20 protein-coding genes are annotated in these 19,662 nt (G+C 69.3%); 14 read left to right on the top strand and 6 right to left on the bottom strand.

Annotated features, from left to right (window positions below):
- The first annotated feature begins 227 nt into the window (after positions 1 to 227).
- Positions 228 to 746, top strand: coding sequence for a DUF2617 family protein (locus ACN20J_RS23200; RefSeq protein WP_189843293.1), 519 nt, complete (start codon positions 228 to 230; stop codon positions 744 to 746).
- Positions 747 to 943: 197 nt separating this feature from the next.
- On the opposite strand, the gene clpB is transcribed toward ACN20J_RS23200, so the two are convergent.
- A complete protein-coding gene (gene clpB / locus ACN20J_RS23205) occupies positions 944 to 3,553 on the bottom strand; it encodes an ATP-dependent chaperone ClpB (protein ID WP_419668935.1) in 2,610 nt (869 codons plus the stop codon).
- Between the two features lie 113 nt (positions 3,554 to 3,666).
- On the opposite strand from clpB, the gene ACN20J_RS23210 reads away from it, so the two are divergent.
- Entirely contained in the window at positions 3,667 to 4,080 is a 414-nt protein-coding gene (locus ACN20J_RS23210) for a pyridoxamine 5'-phosphate oxidase family protein (RefSeq protein WP_189843294.1), read from the top strand.
- 188 nt (positions 4,081 to 4,268) lie between these two features.
- On the opposite strand, the gene ACN20J_RS23215 is transcribed toward ACN20J_RS23210, so the two are convergent.
- A complete protein-coding gene (locus ACN20J_RS23215; protein ID WP_143640154.1) occupies positions 4,269 to 4,604 on the bottom strand; it encodes a hypothetical protein in 336 nt (111 codons plus the stop codon).
- Between the two features lie 325 nt (positions 4,605 to 4,929).
- Here ACN20J_RS23215 and ACN20J_RS23220 point away from each other — a divergent pair, with 325 nt between their 5' ends.
- Both ACN20J_RS23220 and ACN20J_RS23225 read left to right on the top strand, forming a co-directional pair.
- Positions 4,930 to 5,913 (top strand): helix-turn-helix transcriptional regulator, encoded by a 984-nt coding sequence (locus ACN20J_RS23220; protein ID WP_361893279.1) that lies wholly within the window; start codon positions 4,930 to 4,932, stop codon positions 5,911 to 5,913.
- 1 nt (position 5,914) lies between these two features.
- Entirely contained in the window at positions 5,915 to 6,910 is a 996-nt protein-coding gene (locus ACN20J_RS23225) for a LuxR C-terminal-related transcriptional regulator (RefSeq protein ID WP_419666678.1), read from the top strand.
- Here the strand turns inward: ACN20J_RS23225 and ACN20J_RS23230 are convergent.
- Entirely contained in the window at positions 6,864 to 7,907 is a 1,044-nt protein-coding gene (locus ACN20J_RS23230) for a helix-turn-helix transcriptional regulator (RefSeq protein ID WP_190230524.1), read from the bottom strand. The two genes, ACN20J_RS23225 and ACN20J_RS23230, sit on opposite strands and share 47 nt — an antisense overlap.
- A 282-nt stretch (positions 7,908 to 8,189) precedes the next feature.
- Between ACN20J_RS23230 and ACN20J_RS23235 the strand changes: the two genes are divergently transcribed.
- From ACN20J_RS23235 to ACN20J_RS23245, 3 genes are all read left to right on the top strand, one after another.
- Positions 8,190 to 9,734: a circularly permuted type 2 ATP-grasp protein gene (locus tag ACN20J_RS23235; RefSeq protein ID WP_189843305.1), complete on the top strand. Its 1,545-nt coding sequence runs from the start codon at positions 8,190 to 8,192 to the stop codon at positions 9,732 to 9,734.
- Between the two features lie 98 nt (positions 9,735 to 9,832).
- On the top strand, positions 9,833 to 10,765 hold the full coding sequence (locus tag ACN20J_RS23240) for an alpha-E domain-containing protein (RefSeq protein ID WP_189843306.1): 933 nt from the start codon (positions 9,833 to 9,835) through the stop codon (positions 10,763 to 10,765).
- Positions 10,766 to 10,821: 56 nt separating this feature from the next.
- Positions 10,822 to 11,664: a transglutaminase family protein gene (locus ACN20J_RS23245; RefSeq protein ID WP_189843335.1), complete on the top strand. Its 843-nt coding sequence runs from the start codon at positions 10,822 to 10,824 to the stop codon at positions 11,662 to 11,664.
- A 150-nt stretch (positions 11,665 to 11,814) separates the two neighbouring features.
- On the opposite strand, the gene ACN20J_RS23250 is transcribed toward ACN20J_RS23245, so the two are convergent.
- Positions 11,815 to 12,879 carry a sugar ABC transporter substrate-binding protein gene (locus ACN20J_RS23250; RefSeq protein WP_189843336.1) on the bottom strand — a complete coding sequence of 355 codons (1,065 nt, stop codon included), beginning with the start codon at positions 12,877 to 12,879 and terminating at the stop codon, positions 11,815 to 11,817.
- A 418-nt stretch (positions 12,880 to 13,297) separates the two neighbouring features.
- Between ACN20J_RS23250 and ACN20J_RS23255 the strand changes: the two genes are divergently transcribed.
- Positions 13,298 to 13,729: a hypothetical protein gene (locus ACN20J_RS23255; protein ID WP_189843307.1), complete on the top strand. Its 432-nt coding sequence runs from the start codon at positions 13,298 to 13,300 to the stop codon at positions 13,727 to 13,729.
- 409 nt (positions 13,730 to 14,138) lie between these two features.
- A complete protein-coding gene (locus ACN20J_RS23260) occupies positions 14,139 to 15,689 on the top strand; it encodes an MFS transporter (RefSeq protein ID WP_419666679.1) in 1,551 nt (516 codons plus the stop codon).
- 272 nt (positions 15,690 to 15,961) lie between these two features.
- On the opposite strand, the gene ACN20J_RS23265 is transcribed toward ACN20J_RS23260, so the two are convergent.
- Together ACN20J_RS23265 and ACN20J_RS23270 are read right to left on the bottom strand one after the other, a co-directional pair.
- The gene (locus ACN20J_RS23265; protein WP_361921160.1) at positions 15,962 to 16,201 is read right to left on the bottom strand and encodes a hypothetical protein; all 240 of its coding nucleotides are present in this window, start codon (positions 16,199 to 16,201) and stop codon (positions 15,962 to 15,964) included.
- An 83-nt stretch (positions 16,202 to 16,284) separates the two neighbouring features.
- Positions 16,285 to 16,734, bottom strand: coding sequence for a helix-turn-helix domain-containing protein (locus tag ACN20J_RS23270; RefSeq protein WP_364187451.1), 450 nt, complete (start codon positions 16,732 to 16,734; stop codon positions 16,285 to 16,287).
- Positions 16,735 to 17,101: 367 nt separating this feature from the next.
- On the opposite strand from ACN20J_RS23270, the gene ACN20J_RS23275 reads away from it, so the two are divergent.
- The 5 genes from ACN20J_RS23275 to ACN20J_RS23295 all read left to right on the top strand — a co-directional run bounded on the left by ACN20J_RS23275 (position 17,102) and on the right by ACN20J_RS23295 (position 19,649).
- Positions 17,102 to 17,614 (top strand): hypothetical protein, encoded by a 513-nt coding sequence (locus ACN20J_RS23275; RefSeq protein ID WP_419666680.1) that lies wholly within the window; start codon positions 17,102 to 17,104, stop codon positions 17,612 to 17,614.
- Entirely contained in the window at positions 17,611 to 17,832 is a 222-nt protein-coding gene (locus ACN20J_RS23280; RefSeq protein WP_419666681.1) for a helix-turn-helix domain-containing protein, read from the top strand. Before ACN20J_RS23275 ends, ACN20J_RS23280 begins: the two co-directional genes overlap by 4 nt.
- Before the next feature lie 311 nt (positions 17,833 to 18,143).
- Entirely contained in the window at positions 18,144 to 18,545 is a 402-nt protein-coding gene (locus ACN20J_RS23285) for a hypothetical protein (RefSeq protein ID WP_189844077.1), read from the top strand.
- A gap of 70 nt (positions 18,546 to 18,615) precedes the next feature.
- On the top strand, positions 18,616 to 19,212 hold the full coding sequence (locus tag ACN20J_RS23290) for a phage tail protein (protein WP_189844076.1): 597 nt from the start codon (positions 18,616 to 18,618) through the stop codon (positions 19,210 to 19,212).
- 146 nt (positions 19,213 to 19,358) lie between these two features.
- On the top strand, positions 19,359 to 19,649 hold the full coding sequence (locus tag ACN20J_RS23295; RefSeq protein ID WP_419666682.1) for a hypothetical protein: 291 nt from the start codon (positions 19,359 to 19,361) through the stop codon (positions 19,647 to 19,649).
- Positions 19,650 to 19,662 lie beyond the last annotated feature (13 nt).

A 19,662-nucleotide genomic window follows, 5' to 3' on the forward strand; every position in this document is an offset into this window, starting at 1 on the left:
TGGAGCCCTCGGGGGGATGGAAACCCTACGAAGTTGGGTAAAAACGCTGTGGCGGACGCGCCGTTCATGATTCCCTCGTAATCGCCGACGCAGACCCCGGAACATCCTTCTGACCTGGCCGCCCGGGCCCAATCCCCGCCCGGCGCCGACCGGGGTGCGACGGACCGACTCACCGTCACCCTTCACAGACACCAACCCCACCCTTTTGCGTGCAGCGGAGCCGACCCATGCTCACGACCCTCAACACCGCCTACACCGACACGCGTGCGGCCGATCTCGCCTGGGCCCTCGGTCGCGAACCGCTGCCCGCGCTCGCCACACTCGATCTCGAACTCTCGGGTTCGAAGCTCCAGTTGAGACTGCTCGGGGCGTCCCACCAGGTGCTATTGGAGGAGGAGCGGGGCAGCTGTTCGGAGACCGTCGCCTGTATTCCGGGCAGCAGCACACCGTTGCCGCTCGGCGTCGCCAAGCGGGTGGGCGACTGGGAGTACGAGTTCGCCGCGCGCGTCGAGACGTTGTCGCGGGGCTCGTTCGCGGGGCGCGCACAGGAGTTGCTCGCGCTGGTGGCCGACCATCCGAACGGTCTGGCGGGGGTCTTCCCCGGCAGCCCGCACGCCTTCACGGCGATGCTCGCGCAGCGACACGAGGGGCAGGTGCATTGGCGCACCTGGCATGCGTATCCGCAGGACGGGCAGTTGGTGGCCACCCGTACGCGGGTGGGGGTGCGGGTGGCTGCGCCGGCTTGAGGGGTGGGGTGGAGTGGAGTGGGGTTGGTGGGGCTCGTTGTACGGGTGCGGGTCGGTCGGGGTTGCTCGCGCAGTTCCCCGCGCCCCTGAAAAGCCCGGGGGAACCCCACCCCTGAAAACCCAGGGCAACCCCACCGACCCGCACCCGCACCCGCACCCGCACCCGCACCCGCACCCGCAGACGAACTCCTGCCTCCCTACAACTCCTTGCCGGAGGGGGCCGCCGTCGTGGGGCCCACGATCAAGCCCTCGCCGAACGCGTCCACGCGAACCGTGTCGCCGTCGTTGACCTCGCCGGAGAGGATCTCCTTGGCGAGCCGGTCGCCGATGGCGGTCTGGACGAGCCGCCGCAACGGCCTCGCCCCGTACGCCGGGTCGTTGCCCTCGTCGGCGAGCCAGGCCAGCGCCGCGTCGGTGACCTCCAGGGTGAGCCGCCGCTCGGCGAGCCGCTTCGCGAGGCGGTCGACCTGGAGTCTGGCGATCCGCTCCAGCTCGGACTTGTTCAGCGCGGAGAAGACCACCAGATCGTCGAGCCGGTTGAGGAACTCCGGCTTGAAGGAAGCCCGTACGACCTCCAGGACCTGCTGCTTCTTCTCCTCCTCGGACGTCAGCGGCTCGACCAGATACTGGCTGCCGAGGTTCGAGGTGAGGACCAGGATGGTGTTGCGGAAGTCGACCATCCGCCCCTGGCCGTCCGTCAGGCGGCCGTCGTCCAGCACCTGGAGCAGGATGTCGAAGACCTCCGGGTGCGCCTTCTCCACCTCGTCGAGGAGCACGACGCTGTACGGGCGGCGGCGGACGGCCTCGGTCAGCTGGCCGCCCTCCTCGTAACCGACGTAGCCGGGCGGCGCGCCGACCAGCCGGGCCACGCTGTGCTTCTCCCCGTACTCCGACATGTCGATGCGGATCATGGCCCGCTCGTCGTCGAAGAGGAAGTCCGCGAGGGCCTTGGCGAGTTCGGTCTTGCCGACGCCGGTCGGGCCGAGGAAGAGGAACGAGCCGGTCGGGCGGTCCGGGTCGGCGATGCCCGCGCGGGTGCGGCGCACGGCGTCCGAGACGGCCTGCACGGCTTCGGTCTGGCCGATGAGGCGGCGGCCCAACTCCTCCTCCATGCGCAGGAGTTTCTGGGTCTCGCCCTCCAGGAGGCGGCCGGCGGGGATGCCGGTCCAGGCGCCGACCACGTCCGCGATGTCGTCCGGGCCGACCTCCTCCTTCACCATCGTGCCCTTGGCGGCCTCCTCCTCGGCCTCGGAGGCTTCCTCCAAGTCCCTTTCCAGGGTGGGGATCTCGCCGTACAGCAGCTTGGAGGCGGTGTCGAAGTCGCCGTCGCGCTGGGCCCGTTCGGCCTGGCCGCGCAGTTCGTCGAGCTTCTCCTTCAGCTCACCGACGCGGTTGAGGGACTGCTTCTCCTTCTCCCAGCGGGCGGTGAGGCCGCGCAGCTCCTCCTCCTTGTCGGCGAGGTCGCGGCGGAGCTTTTCGAGGCGCTGCTTGGAGGCAGGGTCGGTCTCCTTGTCGAGCGCGAGCTCCTCCATACGCAACCGGTCAACGGCACGCTGGAGTTCGTCGATCTCGACGGGGGACGAGTCGATCTCCATCCGCAGCCGGGACGCGGACTCGTCGACGAGGTCGATGGCCTTGTCGGGCAGGAAGCGGGAGGTGATGTACCGGTCGGAGAGGGTCGCGGCGGCGACGAGCGCGCTGTCCGCGATGACGACCTTGTGGTGGGCCTCGTACCGGCCCTTGAGTCCGCGCAGGATCGCGATGGTGTCCTCGACGGTCGGCTCGGCGACCAGCACCTGCTGGAAGCGGCGTTCGAGGGCGGGGTCCTTCTCGATCCGCTCGCGGTACTCGTCCAGGGTCGTCGCCCCGACCATGCGCAGCTCACCGCGGGCGAGCATCGGCTTCAGCATGTTGCCGGCGTCCATGGAGGAGTCGCCGCCGGCGCCCGCGCCCACGACGGTGTGCAGCTCGTCGATGAACGTGATGATCTGGCCGTCCGAGTCCTTGATCTCGGCCAGCACCGTCTTCAGGCGCTCCTCGAACTCACCGCGGTACTTGGCGCCGGCCACCATCGCGCCCAGGTCGAGCGAGACGAGCCGCTTGTTCTTGAGCGACTCGGGCACATCGCCCTTGACGATCCGCTGCGCGAGCCCCTCGACGACGGCGGTCTTGCCGACGCCGGGCTCGCCGATGAGGACGGGGTTGTTCTTGGTGCGGCGGCTGAGCACCTGCACGACCCGGCGAATCTCCTGGTCACGGCCGATGACGGGGTCGAGCTTGCCCTCACGCGCGGCCGCGGTGAAGTCCGTACCGAACTTTTCGAGTGCCTTGTACTGGCCCTCGGGATCCGGGGTGGTCACCCGGCGCCCTCCCCTGCTCTTCTGGAAAGCCTCCAGCAGCTTTTTCGCACTGGCTCCCTGCTGGGAGAGTACGTCCCCGCTCTGGCCGCCCTTCGCCGCGATCCCCATGAGCAGGTGCTCGGTGGAGAGGTACTCGTCGCCCAGCTCCTTGGCACGCTCGGCGGCGTCGGCGATGACGGCGAGCAGCTCACGGTTGGGCTGGGGCGGGGCGACGGTGGAGCCCGTCACGCTGGGCAACGCGCTCAGTACGCGCTCCGCGCCGGTCCGTACGCCGGCCTGGTCGGCCTCGACGGCGGCCAGCAGGTCGGTGATGTTCTCGTTCTCCTGCCCCTCAAGGAGCGCGAGAAGCAGATGCGCGGGGGTGAGGTCGGCGTGACCCCCGGTCACGGCCCGGTTGCTGGCCGCGTTGATCGCGTCCCGGCTCCTGTTGGTCAGCTCGGCGTCCACGTGTCCGTTCTCCTCCTCGTGCTCCAGGTTGGCTGACCCAACCAACGTACACAAAGTTGAGTCTATTCCACTCAAGAAGGTGCGGGCGAGGGTCAGCGGATAGGTTCCGGTCCATGGCCTCGTACCCCGTGAACCCGCACGATCCCGACGACTCGTACCTAGGTTTCTGGCGGGAACGTCACCTGTGCACCCTGACCACCCTCCGTCCCGACGGCACGCCGCATGTGGTGCCCGTCGGGGTTACATACGATCCGGAGGCCGGTCTCGCTCGGGTGATCGCGAACAAGTCCAGCACGAAGGTGCGGAACGTGCAGGCCGGCGGGCCCGAGGGCGTCCCGGTCGCGGTCTGCCAGGTGGACGGGCGGCGGTGGGCGACGCTGGAGGGGCGCGCGACGGTCTCCACGGATCCGGCGCGGGTCGCGGAGGCGGTGCGGCGGTACGCCGAGCGCTATGGCCGGACCCCGTCCCCCAACCCGTCCCGGGTGGTCGTCGAGATCGCCCTGACGTCTGCACTGGGGCACGGGTGACCGAAACTGGTGCGCGGTGGGCGCACAGTGGGACACCAGTCAGGTACCAGGCTGGTTTCAGCCCTTGTGGAAACCGGTGGATGACCTGAAATATGCCTGGAAACTGCAGCGGCGTCACCGTGTTCAGGTCACGGTGACGCCGCTGCGGGGGAAGCGCCTGAGCGATTTACAACGACGGGGGAATCGCGTCAGGCACTGCGGGGGGTGGCTGAGATGGCTCGTACGTCCGGGGCTTCCGGCTCGTCCAGCCTGTGGTCGCGCTGGTCGAGGTTCACAAAGATCATTCCGTACCGAATGGCGCACCGTACCGGCTGCGGCGCCCCCCGAGGCCGTCGCAGACACCGATACGCCCGAAGGTCGTCGTCATCGTCCCGGGTCACCACGACCGGCTCCCCGAACACCGTCACCATCAATGAGTCACCGCTGTGGGGGACAGCAGTGGCCAGATCGATGAAGTGCCAGCCGGAGCGGTACGCGGTGGCCATTTCTCGGCGGAAGGAGCGGTCGTCGGGAGGAGTAGTCATGCTTCTGCGTCCACCGGAGCGGAGTCCCAGCCGCTGTCCACCGGAACGGCCAGAGTCACCGGGTCCGCCGCCTGGATGATGTCCCACCCGCTGTCGGGCGGCGGGTCGGCCTGTCCTGCACCGCCAAGAGCGCCAACTGCCACTGGAACGGAGAAGACAGCGGCAAGTACTGAACCAAGCAATCTCGCGCGCATAGTCGGCTTCGTCCTCACTTGATCGAATCTTCTCCCCCGTCGTGACAAGACGATGGCTCATTCAGGCACGTCAATGCCACAGGAGCGATGCATCATGTTCCTGCACGTTCAGGACCCTGGGGGGTGGAGAAATGACAATAAACAACTCAAACCCGACACATCCCCATGCTGTCACTGAGTTGTGCACCGAAGGAGCGCGGCTTTACGCCAGCGCTCTGCGCTCCGGAAAGATCACTCGCGGGGAGGTGGAAGCCGCTCCATGCCTGCTCGAATTCGCCCTGCTGCATCCTGATCCGGACGACGCGAACTGGCTGCGTCCGGTTCCACCCACCGTCGCGCTCGCGCAGCGACTGCACCCGCTGGAGCGCGAGATCCAGCAACACAGGCGCCACACGATCGAGCTGACCGACGCCTTCGACCCGTTCATCGCCATCAGCACCCAGAGTCAGGCGAGCATTCACGCCATCACGGTGCTGGAAGGGTTCGACCGGATCAACACGGCGCTGAACTACGCCACCGCCGAGTGCCATACCGAGATGCTCACCGTCCAGCCGGGCGGCGGCCGGCATGCCGACACCCTGATGCAGGCCCTGGAGCGCGACAGGCCCCTCACCGACCGCGGGGTCCGGATGCGCACGCTGTACCAGCACACGGCCCGCCACAGCCAGAGCACACTTGCCTACATAGAGCACATATCCGACGGCAAGATCCAGGTCCGTACACTCGAAGAGCTCATCGAGCGCCTGATTATCTTCGACCGCACGGTCGCCTTCATCCCGGCCAGCGACGACCGGCGGGTCGCTCTCGAGCTCCGGCACCCCGGACTCGTCATGTACCTCAGCAAGGTCTTCGAACAGCTCTGGCAGCGCGCGGTCCCGCTGACCGAGGATGTTCCGAACGACGTCGACCCCAATGGCATCACCCCTGTCCAGCGCTCCATCGCCAAACTCCTCATCGAGGGGCATGTCGACGAGGCCATCGCCCGCCGCCTGGGTATGAACGTCCGCACCTGCCGCGCCCACATCGCGAAGCTGGCCTCCGCCCTCGGCAGCGGCAGCCGGGCCCAACTCGGCTTCCTCATAGCACAGTCGGGGCTCCTGGAGCGGGATCACTGACATGTCCGTCAGAGAGAGCCCCCACCTCCACGCGCACGGAGACGAGGAGCTTTGCGAAGCAGGCATAGGTCTGTATGCCCGTGCCCTGCGCGAGGGCAGTGTGCGCGAAGTTGATGGCGAGGCCGCTCCCTGCCTGCTCGATCTGGGGCTGTTGCACCCCGACGTGGACGACGCGAAGCGCCTGGTGCCCACGGCGCCGGCCGTCGCGCTGCCACGGCTCCTCCGCGCGTTCGACGAGCGGATCGCGGAGGAGCGGCGGCGGGAGGCCCGGCTGGCCGACTCGTTCGAATCGCTGATGAGGATCGACGGACGGAACACAGCCCCGGCGGAACCGACGGGCATCACCGTTCTCAACGGCCTCGATCGAATCAACTCGGCCATCACCGAGGCCATGGCGGACGCCTCGACGGAAGTGCTCACCGTTCAGCCCGGCGGCGCCCGGCCTCTCAAGGACCTCGCCATCGCCCTGCCCCGCGACCAGGCCATGCTCGACCGCGGCGGCCGTATGCGCACGCTCTACCAGCACACGACCCGCCACGCCCTTCCGGTGCTCGCCCACTACGAACGGCTGCGCGGCGACGTCGAGGTCCGAACTCTCGACGAGATCACGGAGCGCTTGGTCGTGGTCGACGGAGCCGTCGCGTTCATCCCCGCGAAGCGGGACCGCAGCATCGCTCTGGAACTGCGCCATCCCGCGCTGGTGGACTACCTGGTCACCGTCTTCGACCGCCTCTGGCGCCTCGCCACCCCGATGTACCCCGAAGCCGTACACCCCCCGTCCCTCAACGGCATCACCCCCCGCCAGCACGCCATCGCCGCCCTCCTCATCGAAGGTCACACCGACGCGGCCATCGCGGACCGGCTCGGGCTGAACATCCGTACCGCCCGCGTCCACATCGCCAAACTCGCCGCCACCCTCGGCAGCGAGAGCCGCGCGCAGCTCGGTTACCTCATCGGTCGGTCGGGGATTCTGGAGTCCCGGGACCGGGAGTCGTGAGGGGCTGGAGTTCCGGGGAGCGGGGTGGGCCGTCGAGGCCGGCCTGGGCTATGCGGACGCCTAGTTGGGTGCGGCTGGCGGCGCCCAGGGTTTCCGAGAGGCGGGCTATGTGGGCGCGGCAGGTGCGGACGCTGATGCCGAGCCGCTCCGCGACCACCGCGTCCTGGTGGCCCTCCGCCAGCAGCGCCGCGATGGAGCGTTCGCGGTGTGTGATGCCCTCGATGCCCGTGTCCGGGAGGGGTGCGGTGAGGGGGATCGCCAGGCGCCAGAGCCGTTCGAAGACGGTGACCAGGTAGTCCACGAGTGCCGGGTGACGTAGTTCGAGGGCGATCGTGCGGTCGGAGCTCGCGGGGATGAAGGCGACCGTGCGGTCGAAGACGATGAGCCGCTCGGTGACCTCGTCCAGGGTGCGGGCCTCGGCCGAGTCGCCCATCAGTTCCATGTAGTTGAGCAGGCCCTGCCCGTGCCGGGCCACATGCGTGTACAGGTCGCGCATGCGCACACCCCGGCGGCGCAGCGCCATGGCCCGGTGCAGGCCCTCGGAGAGCTCGTCCTCACGGCGGATGCCGCCCGGCTGGACGGCGAGCACCTCGGAGGCGCACGCCTCGGTCGCCTCGTCCATCGCGGCCCGGATCCGGGGCAGTCCGTCGAGCACCCGGATCGCCACGCCCTCGGCGCGCGAGTGGGCGTTGCCGCCGAGGGCCGCGTACCACTCGAAGGCGGACACCGCCGAGCCCATGCGCGACTGCGTCGCCACGACGTGCTCGTGCATCTCCCGCAGCAGCCGTGTCATGACCTCCTGCGGCGAGGTCGGCACCAGCCAGCCCATGTCGTCGGGGTCGGGATGCAGCAGCGCCAGCTCGACCAGGCAGGGCACGGTCTCGGCGTCCTCGCGGGACACCCGGCCGCGTCGTACCGCCCGGGAGTACACCCGGTCCCCCGCCTCGCACAGGCGGTCAGCACCGTGCGAGTGCGCTTCCTTCCCGTGCCCGGCCATCTCCTCAACCCCCGGTTCAAGCCTCTTCCGGAGCGCAACTATGCGCGGCTGCCACCGCCTCCGCAACACGGCTTCGACGCGCCCCCGCCCCCTATAGGCACGGTAAATATCGATTTATACCCACCACAGCATGGCTCGTTGCAACAAGCTGATGGCACTCGCGAATCGGACGGCGGGGCGCATGTGCGACGCATGAGGACGGTGAGCAAACGCGCGACCCGCGTGAGCTGCCGGAAATCACCGAGTGATCGTCGTGTTACGTGCCGCATTTAACGTCAGGCCATGGCGGACATATTTGACGCGTACGCGTTGGCCGACGCGTGGGACGAGATGTTTGAGCGGCCGGGTGAGGTCAGGACCGCCTATGAGCCGGTGCTGGCGGCACTCCAACCGATGGAACCGGCCGAACTTCGGTTCAGGGCCGATCAGATGGCCCGGTCGTTCACGGACCGCGGCGTGACGTACGCCTTCGCGGGCGAGGAGCGGCCCTGGCCGCTGGATCTCGTACCGCGGGTGCTGGACGCGCTGGAATGGGATCTCATTCAGCGCGGGGTCTCTCAACGGGTCAGGGCCCTTGAGGCCTACCTCGCGGACGCGTACGGGCCGTGCCGGGCCTTCGAGGACGGGGTCGTGCCCTGGCGGCTCCTCCTCAACTCGCCCCACTTCCACCGGGCGGCGCACGGCGTGGAACCCCCGGGAGGGGTACGCATCCACGTCGCCGGCATCGATCTCGTACGGGACGAGGCCGGTGACTTCCGGGTTCTGGAGGACAACGTCCGGGTGCCGTCCGGGGTCTCGTACGTCATCGAGAACCGGCGGGCGATGACCCGGATCTTCCCCTCGCTCTTCGCCGAGCAGCATGTGCTGCCGGTCGACGGGTACGGGCAGCGGCTGCTCGCGGCGCTCCGGGCGTCCGCACCCGACGGGGTCGGCGACCCGCGCGTCGTCGTGCTCACCCCGGGTCCCAGCAACGCCGCCTACTTCGAACACGCCCTGCTGGCACGGCTGATGGGCGTGCAGCTGGTGGAGGGCCACGATCTGGTCTGCCGCGGGAACCGGGTGTGGATGCGGACCACGCGCGGCGAGATGCCCGTCCATGTCGTATACCGGCGGCTCGACGACGACTTCCTCGACCCGCTGCACTTCCGGCCCGACTCGGTGATCGGCTGCCCCGGCATCATGAACGCCGCCCAGGCCGGGAACGTCACACTCGCGAACGCGGTGGGCAACGGCATAGCGGACGACAAGCTCCTCTACACGTACGTTCCCGATCTCATCCGGTACTACCTGTCCGAGGAGCCGGTGCTCCCCAACGTCGAATCGTTCCGCCCCGACGAGCCGGGACAGTTGGAGGCGGTCCTCGACCAGCTCGACCAGCTCGTCGTGAAGCCGGTCGACGGGGCCGGCGGGCAGGGCATCGTGATCGGACCGCACGCGGACCGGCAGACGCTCGATCGCGTACGCAAAGAGGTCGTCGCCGATCCTCGGGGGTGGATCGCCCAGCGGCCGGTGGCCCTGTCCACCTCTCCCACCCTCGCGGGCGAGCGGATGGCCCCGCGCCACATCGATCTTCGGCCGTTCGCCGTGAACGACGGCAGCGATGTGTGGGTGCTGCCCGGCGGGCTCACCCGGGTCGCGCTCCAAGAGGGCAACCTCATCGTCAACTCCAGCCAGGGCGGCGGCTCCAAGGACACCTGGGTACTCGCGGAGGGCCCCGCGGAGGGCCCGGTGACGGAGCCCTCCGGCCCCCTGCCCGAGGTCGCCCCGCGCCAGCTCGGCCCCGACGGCGACCATCTCGTCCCTCAGGAAGGGGCGCAGCAGCAATGACGGCCGCACATGGAGTGCCCGCACAAGCAGCCCGAACAGCTCAGGCAGCACACGCAACTCAAGCCGCTCAAGCAGCTCAAGGAGCAGGAGGTACGGCCGTGAACGACGTGATCCTCTCCCGCATCGCCGAGGCGCTGACCTGGACGGGCCGCTATGTCGAACGGGCCGACGCCACCGGCCGCATCCTCGACGCGTATCTGCACCGGCTCCTCGAAGACCCCTGGCGGGACGAGGACGTGGCCTGCCGCTCGTTGTACGCGATCCTCGGCGTCGACGCGGGCACCGGCCCCGTCGACATGCAACAGGTCCTGGACCAGCTGGCCTTCGACGCCCGCTCGACCTGCTCCATCGAGGGCGCGCTGGGCGCCGCCCGGCTGAACGCGCGCAGCGCGCGCGAGGCGGTGTCCTCCGAGATGTGGGAGTGCCTCAACTCCACCTGGCACGCCCTCGCCGACCAGCGTCTCGCCGCCCGCCGCACCGGCCCGTACGCCTATCTGGAGCTGGTCCGCCGACGGGCCGCGCTCTTCTGCGGGCTCGCCGACTCGACGATGAGCCGGGACGACAGCTGGCGTTTCGTGGTGCTCGGCAGGAGCCTGGAGCGGGTGGACATGACCGTACGGCTGCTGTCCGTACGGGTGCTGGACGCGGCGCACGCGCCCGACTGGCCGACGCTGCTCAGCGCGAGCGGGGCGGACGAGGCGTACGCACGGGTGTACGGCGGTTTCGGGGACACCGCCCGGGTGGCCGAATTCCTCATCATGGACCGGGAGTTCCCGCGCTCGGTGCTGCACGCGCTGACCACGGCGGAGGAGTGCCTTGCGGCGCTCGGCCGCCCGCGCCAGGACCCGGCGCGGCGCCCGATCGGCAGGATGCGCACCCGACTCGAATACCTGGACTCGACGGCCCTGGAAGACGTACTTCCCTCCCTCCTGCGGGAGTTGCAGACGTCCTGCATGGCCTCCGCCGAGGCGGTCGCGGAGAGGTTCTTCCCGTACCAGGGGCCCGTCGAGTGGGCCCAGGAAGGAGCGTGAGCATGAACGCCAACGCCAACGCCAACACGAGCGCGAACGGGAACGGGAACGCTCCGATGACCCGTCGGCTTCGTATCCGGCACATCACCCGCGTCTCGTACGCGCAGGCCGCGGTCCGCTCCCACAACGAGGTCCGCATGACCCCGCTGACGCTGCCGGGCCAGACGACGCTGGACGCCCGCGTCCTGGTGAACCCGTCCACGCCGACCTGGTCGTACTGGGACTACTGGGGCACCCAGGTCACCGGCTTCGACCTGATGGAGCCGCACGAGGATCTGACGATCACGGCGGTGAGCCTGGTGGAGACGTCACCGCCGGCCGACCTGTCACCGGCCCCGACCTGGGCGGAGGTGGCCGAACGGGTGGCCAACTCCCGCCTGCTGGAACACTCGGTGCAGACCTCCCGTACGGCCGTCCCGGAGGAGCTGGTCGAGCGGGCCCGTGCGGCGGCCGCGGGCCTGGACCCGCACGAGACGGCGGTCGCGGTCTCGGACCTGGTGGCCGACCGGGTCTCGTACATCCCGGGCTCCACCGGCGTGAACACCAGCGCGGCCGAGGCCTGGGACCAGGGCGCGGGCGTCTGCCAGGACATAGCCCATCTGACGGCCGGGCTCCTGCGGGCACTCGGCCTGCCGACCCGCTATGTGTCCGGCTACCTGCACCCCGAACGGGACGCGGAACTGCACCGCCCCGTCGCCGGCCAGAGCCACGCCTGGATCGAGTACTGGGCCGGCGACTGGACCGGCCACGACCCCACCAACCGCACCCGCGCCAACGAGTCCCACGTCGTGGTCGGCCGGGGCCGCGACTACGACGACGTCACCCCGCACAAGGGGATCTACCGAGGGGTGGCCGGGGGCCCGCCGGAGGTGACGGTGGAGTTCACCCGGGTGGCATGAGCTCGCGGGTGGCGTGAACTCGCGCGTGGCGTGAACTCCCGTGGCCCGTAGGCCGGTTGGCGGCCGGGAGGTTCAGGGGTTTTTCCACAGATGTGGGAAACCCTCTGAACCGTCCCGGTTACGCGCGTCGACCCCGCACCGGACAAAGTGCTACTTGATGCCCAGGGAGTCGCAGGCCGCCTTGTACTTGGCCGTGCAGATCTGTTCGGCCGTGTAGATGCCGTCCTGGAGGACCGTCGACTTGATGGTGTCCTTGGTCAGGGCGGAGACCTGGAGAAGGTTGGCCGGGACGTTCTTCTTCGTGGGGCTGGTGACCTTGTCGGGGGTCAGCGAGTCGAACTCGATGCCGAAGCCACGGACGACGGCCACGGCCATCTCGGCGGCGGTCTCGGCCTCCTGCGGGTACGGCTTGTAGACGCTCATGAACTGGTCGCCGATGACGACGCGCTGCACCGCGTCCAGCTCGGCGTCCTGGCCGGTGATCGGCGGCAGGTCGTTGACCCCGGCCGCCTTCAGCGCGGAGATGATGCCGCCGGCCATGCCGTCGTTGGCGGAGTACACCCCGGCGATGTTGTCGGCGCCGATGGCGGAGATCGCGGCCATCATGTTGGCCCGGGCGTTGGCCGGCTTCCACTCCTTGGTGTCGTACGACTTGGCGATGGTCACCTTGCCCTTGAGCTCACCGAGGGCGCCGTCCTTGAACTGGGCGGCGTTCGGGTCCGTCACCGCGCCGTTCATCATGACGATCTTCTGCGACTTGCCGGCGCCGAGCTCGTCGACGAGGGCCCTGCCCTGCACCTGGCCGACCGCCTCGTTGTCGAACGAGACGTACGCGTCGATCGGCCCCTCGGCCAGCCTGTCGTACGCGATGACGGGAATCCCCGCCTCCTTGGCCTGCTTCACCCCGGAGGCGATGGCCTTGGAGTCCACCGCGTCCACGAGGAGTACGTCGACCTTGTCGGCCACCATCCGCGCGAGCTGCTTGTTCTGCTCGGCCGCGTCCTGCTCGGCGTTCTCGTAGACGACCTTGCCCTTGCCGCCGGTCAGCGTCTCGACCTTCTCCTTGATGATCGGGAAGTCGAACTTCTCGTAGCGCGAGTTCGACTTCTCCGGCAGCAGCAGCCCCACCGTGATGTCGTCGCCCTTGGTCGGGCTCGCTTCGTCGCCGTCGCTGCTCCCGTCAAGTGCTCCGCATGCGGCGAGCATGAGGGTCATCGTGGAAGCCGAGACGGCTACGGCGGTACGACGTATGGCGCTGTTCACTTTCGGGTGCCTTCCGGACGAGGGCGCAACCGTGCGGGCCCAGGTGACAAAAGCCAACGTCGGGGTTCCTGGTGCGTCAAGGAGTAACTGCTAACGAGATCGCAACAGAAACCTGTGGAGAGACCGGGGTGATGTAGGGGAAATCCGTCGGGCAGGGGTACACCTGCCCGTCGTACGAGGGGGTCGAGGGTGGGGCGGACCTGGGCGGAAGCGTCCAGAACACCACGTCCGGGTCAGTACGGGCACCTGTTCGGCCGCGTACGGATTGCGGTGGCGCGGCTCTCGGAAGTTGCTGGGAGGAGGTGCCGGCAGCAGTTGCCGGAACCAGGCAGCTCGTCCCGCTCGTGTCCACACTCACTCTGGAGTCCCCATGCGCACGCTCTCCCGATGCCTCATACCGCTTCTGGCGGCCGGCTGCCTGGCCGTGACGGCCGGTACGCCCGCGATGGCCGCACCCGAGCCCGCCCCCGACCCGTGTGCCGCCAACTGGTCCTCGCTCGCCGGGCTCACCGATACGGGCACGCTCCGCGAGGCGATCGTCGCCTGCGTCGAGAGCTACACGGAACGCCCCCTCGACAGCTGGCTCCAGGCCCCGCCGAAGCCGCCCGTGGAACAGATGGCTCAGGCGGCTCAGGCGGCTCAGGTGGCGCCGCCGGAGACGAAGGAGCAGGGGGTCACCGCCGTGGAGGACTGGACCGGCGCCGACGCCGCCGACTGGGACGACGATCTGGCCTGCGACCTCGCCGAGATCTTCGACGAGCCGACGTTGTGCCGCCCGGCCCCCGCCAATCCGGCCCCCTGACAAAGGGGTTCACGGCAAACGGTTCACGGCCAAAGAGCTCACGGCAAAGGGTTCGCGGCAAGGCTTCAAAGGGGTTCATGAATCACGGGAGAGGGTGGGCGGTGTTTCCCGCCGGAGAAGCGCCCACCCCTTCCGACCAGGGACGACACCGTCCGGGCGGCGAAATTCAATTCCCCGGTGCTCACAACTGTGATCGCCCGTCAAGGGCGAGAAGAACCACATTTTGAGAATGCGGATTCTCGCCCCTCCCGGCGGAAATCGACTGCTACGTTTGGGCTTCGTCCCGAGTCAGGCAGGCGTGCCGTCGACGGCAGCCCCGCTCGGATTGCATCGCGGGTGTTCTCGTTCACCGTCGACCCAGCGCGCCCTTTTCGCCTCGGTTCTCAGCCCATCCCTTTGGAGTTCCTCCATGTCTGCGGACAGCACAGCTGTCACCACTCCCGCACGCCCGGAAACCGGCACCGGCACCGGCACCGGCACCGGCACCCAACCCCCGGGCCGTCACCTCGGCCTCGCCCTGGTCGTCATCGCGGCGGCCCAGCTGATGGTCGTACTCGACGCCACCATCACGAACATCGCCCTGCCCGCCATCCAGACCGACCTCGGCGTCTCCGACGCGAACCTCGCCTGGATCGTCAACTCGTACGCGCTGGCCTTCGGCGGGCTGCTCCTGCTCGGCGGCAAGGCCGGTGACCTCTTCGGCCGCCGGCGCATGTTCCAGGTGGGCATCATCGTCTTCACCCTGGCCTCCCTGCTGGGCGGGCTGGCCCCGAACGAGGGCCTGCTGATCGGCGCCCGCATCCTCCAGGGCGTCGGCGCCGCGCTCGCCGCGCCCAGCGCGCTGGCCCTGATCACCACCACGTTCCCGGTGGGCAAGCCCCGCAACACGGCGATGGGCGTGTACGCGGCCATGGGCGGCGTGGGCGCCACTGTCGGTCTCCTGCTCGGCGGCACGCTCACCGATCTGCTGGACTGGCGCTGGGTGTTCTTCGTCAACATCCCCATCGGCCTGGCCGTCCTGGCCGGCACCCGCACCCTCGTCGAGGCCGAGCGCCACCCCGGCCGCCTCGACGTGCCCGGCGCCATCACCGGCACCGGCGGTCTCATCGCCCTCGTCTACGGCATCACCCGCGGCGGCGAGCACGGCTGGACGAACGGGCCGACCCTGGCGTCCTTCGCCGCGGCCGTAGTCCTGCTGGCGGTCTTCCTCGTCCTGCAGTCCCGCAGCTCGCATCCGATGATGCCGCTGCGGCTGTTCCGGGACCGCAACCGGACCGGCTCGTACGCCACCATGCTGTTCATCGGTGCGGGCATGTTCGCCACGTTCTACTTCCTGACCCTCTACATGCAGCTCATCCTGGGTTTCAGCCCCGTGAAGACCGGCTTCGCCTATCTGCCGTTCAGCTTCGGCATGGCCGCGGCGGCGGGGGTCAGCTCCAAGCTGGTCGCGCGCTTCGCCCCTCGGCTGATCGCCGGGCCTGGGCTGCTGGTCGCCGCGGTGGGCATGGGGTGGTTCGCGACTTTGAAGGCGGACTCCTCGTACGCCGCCCATCTCATGCCGGCGATGTTCGTCACCGCGCTCGGTCTCGGCATGAGTTTCGTGCCGATGACGCTCGGGGCGGTGAGCGGGGTCGACCATCTGGACACCGGGGTCGCTTCCGCGTTGCTGAACACCGCGCAGCAGGTTGGTGGGGCGTTGGGGCTTGCGGTGCTGTCCACCATCTCCACGTCTGCTGCCGATGGCAGGGTGCCCGATGCTGCTGCGTCCCTCTACCGGGGGCTGGCCACTGAGGACTTCGGGCTTGTGTCTCGGGCCGGGGAGGCGCTGACGCACGGGTACACGATGGCGTTCGTCGCCGCCGCGGGGATGTTCTTGGCGGGGCTTGTCGTCACGGCTTTCGCCGTCGACGCGGGGCGCCAGGGGGAGGCGGGGTCTGTGCCTGGGGCCCACATGGGCTGACCCGAACGTTTTTCGCCCCCGCCGCCCCTACCCATTCCCGTCCCCTGGGGCTCTGCCCCAGACCCCGTGCCCCGTGGGGTGGGTTGTCGGGTGGAGGTCGGCTGTTGCTGGTCGCGCAGTTCCCCGCGCCCCTGAAGACCTGGGGGCGCGGGGAACTGCGCAGTCTTTTGGGGGTTCGGGGGGCGGAGCCCCTGAGTCAGGGACGGGAATGGGTAGGGGCGGCGGGGGCGAAAGAAACCAGGTGTCAGGCACCCGCGAACGCCACCCCCGCATCAGTCCCGGCCCATGCCCCCGCCCCCGGTCCCCTCCCCACCCGTCGCCCGCGCGTGCTCCTCCCACCCCGCGCGGAACCAGTTCAGCTGATGCCGTTGGAGTTCTTCCTCGGTGAGGACGCGGACGGATTCCGGCCCCGCCGCCCGGACCTTCTCGCCGAGCCCGATGAGGAGTTCGCCCACCAGGCGGGAGACACGTTCCGCCTCGCCGTCCGGGCCGCCGCCTCCTGGATTTCCCATGCCGCGCTCCCTCAAGGCCCCGCAGGCCAATGGCCAATAGCCCGAGTACTCCGGACCCCCGGCCCCTTCGCCGTCAGCCGCCGTCAGCCGCCCTCCGGCAGGAACTGCTGGGCCACCTTGGCGAACAGCTCCCGCAGTTCGGGCGGGACGCCCATGCGCAAGGCGGCCTCCTCGACGCTCAGCCACGGACGATCCTCGCCGCCCGCGGGGCGCGCGCCGTCCGACACCGGCAGGTCGTCCTCGGTGAGCCGGCCCGAGCGGATGAGCATCTCCCGCAGCGGCACGCCGAGTACGGCCGCGATACGCCGCATCGTCTCCAGGTCGGGCATGGACTGCCGCTGGAGCAGCCGGCTCACGGCGGCCCGGTGCACCCCGGCGTCGTCGGCGAGCTTCGAACGGCCGCCGCCGCGCGGGCTGTCGATGTCGTAGCCCCGGACGCGCAGCAGTCCCTCGATCCAGCCGGCGAAGTCGTCGAGGCCCGCGGCCCGGAAGTTGTGGTCGGCGCGGGCACCGACCCGTGAGCTCGAAGCCATGCGTCCGCTCTCCCCTCGTCGCCGAGGCAGCGTACCGATCGCACACGCACCAATATGTGTGCGCGCCCGCGCGTAACTGTGGAGATTCGGCAACTTCCCGCAGCTCAGGAGGGGTTGAGGACCCGCCGTCACATCGACCTCCACGGAACGTAATCACTTGCGTACGCGCTCGCAACATGCAACCCTGTCCGCTCGTTCGCAACCATCGAACATATGTTCCCATAGATCGAAAGGGGTTGCACGTGCCCGACCAGTCGCCCGGAGCCGCCGCCACCACGACCACAGCCTCAGCCTGGCGTTCTGCTGCCGAACCGGTATCGCGCGGCTGCAATCAGCGCCCGGTCCACCGGCCGAACGCGGTCGCCCGATGAGCGAAGACCACGGTGGAGCCGCCTGGATCGCCTCGCTCGTCCGCCGCTTCCCGGACCTCGTCGACGAGTTGGCCCCCGCGGTCCACGGAGGCCTGCGCGAGCGCCGGGACAGCGGACCCGTCGGCGGCACGACCGCCCCGGTCCGCCTCTACGTCTCCGACGCCGTACGGGACATCACCGACGGAGTCGTCGAACTGGAGGAGGCCGTACGTGAACGGCTCGGCCTGCGGCCGGTGCCCCCGGCCTCCGTACCGGTACGGCTGCGCCGTATCGCCGGACTGCTGGACCGCATCGCCGCCGACCCGCTGCTCGCCCCGCACGTCGAGGACGAGACCCGGCGGATGGCCGCACGCTGCGCCCGCGCGCTCGGCGACCCGGAGCAGCTCGTACGGCTGCCCGGCCGCTGCCCCGCCTGCGACTGCGTCTCGCTGCGGGCGTTACCCGAGCGGGCCGAGATCAGATGCGTCAATCCCGTGTGCGGGCGGTTACTGGAGGCCGAGCACTCATGACCGGAACCACGAACGCCGGCAGGACCCTCAACATCCCTTTGATCACAGCCGAGTTGGCCGCCGACGAGGCCGGCGTCACGACCGCGACCATCCGCAAGTGGGTGCAGCGCGGCCATCTGCGGCCCGCGGGCACCCAGGGCCGCCGACGCCTCTTCCGCCTGGAGGACGTCTTCGCCGCCGAGCGGACGACACACCTCGCCCGGCACCACGACCACTGATCCCGCCGAACCCACTGGTCCCACCGAATCCACTGAACCTGCTGGTCCCACTGGTCCCGCTGATTCCGCCGTACGCGCGAGGGGTCCTGCCGCACCACGCGGCGGGACCCCTCATGCGTACAGCCTGAATAACCGTCAGGCATAAGCCAGTTGCAAGTTTCCCCCACCGGTGTCACAGTGGATGCAGCGGCAGAGCTGCGCCCGGAGGACGGGCGGCGGACCTGCCGCTTCGTGTTGCCCGGAAACTTCCGGGCCAGGTCGCCCGGAGGCCCGGAGATCCCCGGAAACCGTCTCCCGAAGGGAGCGTCCATGTGGCCATCCTGACCTTTCCCGACGCCGAGCAGCTGGTCGTCGACTTCCTCAAGAACCGGGCCGAGCTGACCGGCGTCACCGTCGACAGCCGCCCGCCCGCCGGGTTCGACGGCACCCAGAAGGTGGTCCTCGTCTCCCACATGGGCGGCGCCTGGGTCGACGACCAGCATCTCGACCAGCCGCTGCTCGACCTGGAGGCGTACGGCCCGGACAAGCCCACGGCGCACACCGTGGCGCTGTCCGCCCGTGCCTGCGTCCTGGAACTGGCCGACACGGTGTACGGCTCCGCGATCGTCGTCGATGTCTCCGAGGCCGACGGACCGCGCTGGCTCCCCGACTACACACGGTCGGCGGCGAACCGCTACCGCTCCACGATCCGGCTGCTGCTGCGGCTCGGCTGAGCCCGGCCGCCCACCGTACGACCGATCTCCGTACGACCGCTCAAGTCCCTTACTTGAAAGAGGCGTTCGCATGGCAACGAACAACGGCAAGGAAATCCGTGTCGCCGGTACCGGCCGGGTCCTGGTGGCCCCCGCCGGGAACACCGCGCCGGCCAAGTCCGACGACGTCTGGCCGACCGGCTGGGTCGAGCTGGGATACACCTCCGTCGACGGCATCAAGCTCAACAAGAAGGACAAGATCGACCCGGTCGACACCTGGCAGTCGGCGAGCCCGGGCCGGTTCATCTACTCCGACCGCGACCTGACCGTGAAGTTCCAGCTGCTCCAGATGAACAAGAGCACGCTCTCCTTCTTCATGGGCATCCCGGCCACCGACATCACCCAGACCTCGGTGGGCGGAACCGCGGTGGTGGACACGTACGAGTTCCTGATCCCGAGTACGCCCGCGAAGGACGAGCGGGCCCTCGGCATCGAGTTCACGGACGGCACGGACGCCGTGTACCGGTTCATCCTGCCGCGCGGGCAGGTCACCGAGACCGAGGAGATGGGCTTCACGCGGACGGGTTCCGTGAAGCTCGGGGTCACCTTCACCGCGCTGGAGGCGGAGACCGCCAAGCGCGAACTGGCCAAGTGGATCATGAAGGACAAGGCGTACGCGGCTCTGTGACGGACCGCCCGTCCACCCTCTGATCCACCTTCTGTGACAGCCCTGTCCGGGCTCGTCACCCGGGGCGGCGGGCTCCCCCACCCGCCGCCCCGGCCCTCCGCATACGTCCGTTCGCACATGTACCTCTGTCCGCAAGGGAGTTCACCATGGCCGGATTCAATGTCAACGCGGCCCGCGCGCAGCGCCTGGAGGCGCTCGGGCGGGCCTGGACCTTCGAGCTCGACGACGACAGCTTCGAGCTGCCGACCGAGCTGACCCGCACCACGGCCCGCACACTCCGCGACCTCGACGACAACGACGTGGACGGGCTGCTCCGACTCCTGCTGGGTGAGAGGCAGTTCACCCGCTTCGAGCGGCACGACGTCACCATGCAGGACATCGCCGCCATCCTGGAGGCCTACGGCAAGGAGACGGGGCTGGGCCTGGGGGAAGACTGAGCCTCGGCGAGCT

The organism is Streptomyces sp. 2-1, assembly GCF_048564895.1.
Lineage (GTDB): Bacteria > Actinomycetota > Actinomycetes > Streptomycetales > Streptomycetaceae > Streptomyces > Streptomyces phaeochromogenes.

Excerpts from the sequence above, each read along its gene's own strand:
- ACN20J_RS23210 (WP_189843294.1), top strand. The coding sequence starts at position 3,667 with ATGGCCTCGTACCCCGTGAACCCGCACGATCCCGACGACTCGTACCTA.
- ACN20J_RS23255 (WP_189843307.1), top strand. The coding sequence starts at position 13,298 with ATGCGCACGCTCTCCCGATGCCTCATACCGCTTCTGGCGGCCGGCTGC.
- ACN20J_RS23215 (WP_143640154.1), bottom strand. The coding sequence starts at position 4,604 with ATGACTACTCCTCCCGACGACCGCTCCTTCCGCCGAGAAATGGCCACC.
- ACN20J_RS23270 (WP_364187451.1), bottom strand. The coding sequence starts at position 16,734 with ATGGCTTCGAGCTCACGGGTCGGTGCCCGCGCCGACCACAACTTCCGG.
- ACN20J_RS23275 (WP_419666680.1), top strand. The coding sequence starts at position 17,102 with ATGAGCGAAGACCACGGTGGAGCCGCCTGGATCGCCTCGCTCGTCCGC.
- ACN20J_RS23250 (WP_189843336.1), bottom strand. The coding sequence starts at position 12,879 with ATGACCCTCATGCTCGCCGCATGCGGAGCACTTGACGGGAGCAGCGAC.
- ACN20J_RS23245 (WP_189843335.1), top strand. The coding sequence starts at position 10,822 with ATGACCCGTCGGCTTCGTATCCGGCACATCACCCGCGTCTCGTACGCG.
- ACN20J_RS23225 (WP_419666678.1), top strand. The coding sequence starts at position 5,915 with ATGTCCGTCAGAGAGAGCCCCCACCTCCACGCGCACGGAGACGAGGAG.
- ACN20J_RS23220 (WP_361893279.1), top strand. The coding sequence starts at position 4,930 with ATGACAATAAACAACTCAAACCCGACACATCCCCATGCTGTCACTGAG.
- ACN20J_RS23290 (WP_189844076.1), top strand. The coding sequence starts at position 18,616 with ATGGCAACGAACAACGGCAAGGAAATCCGTGTCGCCGGTACCGGCCGG.
- ACN20J_RS23265 (WP_361921160.1), bottom strand. The coding sequence starts at position 16,201 with ATGGGAAATCCAGGAGGCGGCGGCCCGGACGGCGAGGCGGAACGTGTC.
- ACN20J_RS23295 (WP_419666682.1), top strand. The coding sequence starts at position 19,359 with ATGGCCGGATTCAATGTCAACGCGGCCCGCGCGCAGCGCCTGGAGGCG.
- ACN20J_RS23280 (WP_419666681.1), top strand. The coding sequence starts at position 17,611 with ATGACCGGAACCACGAACGCCGGCAGGACCCTCAACATCCCTTTGATC.
- ACN20J_RS23230 (WP_190230524.1), bottom strand. The coding sequence starts at position 7,907 with ATGGCCGGGCACGGGAAGGAAGCGCACTCGCACGGTGCTGACCGCCTG.
- ACN20J_RS23235 (WP_189843305.1), top strand. The coding sequence starts at position 8,190 with ATGGCGGACATATTTGACGCGTACGCGTTGGCCGACGCGTGGGACGAG.
- ACN20J_RS23200 (WP_189843293.1), top strand. The coding sequence starts at position 228 with ATGCTCACGACCCTCAACACCGCCTACACCGACACGCGTGCGGCCGAT.
- ACN20J_RS23260 (WP_419666679.1), top strand. The coding sequence starts at position 14,139 with ATGTCTGCGGACAGCACAGCTGTCACCACTCCCGCACGCCCGGAAACC.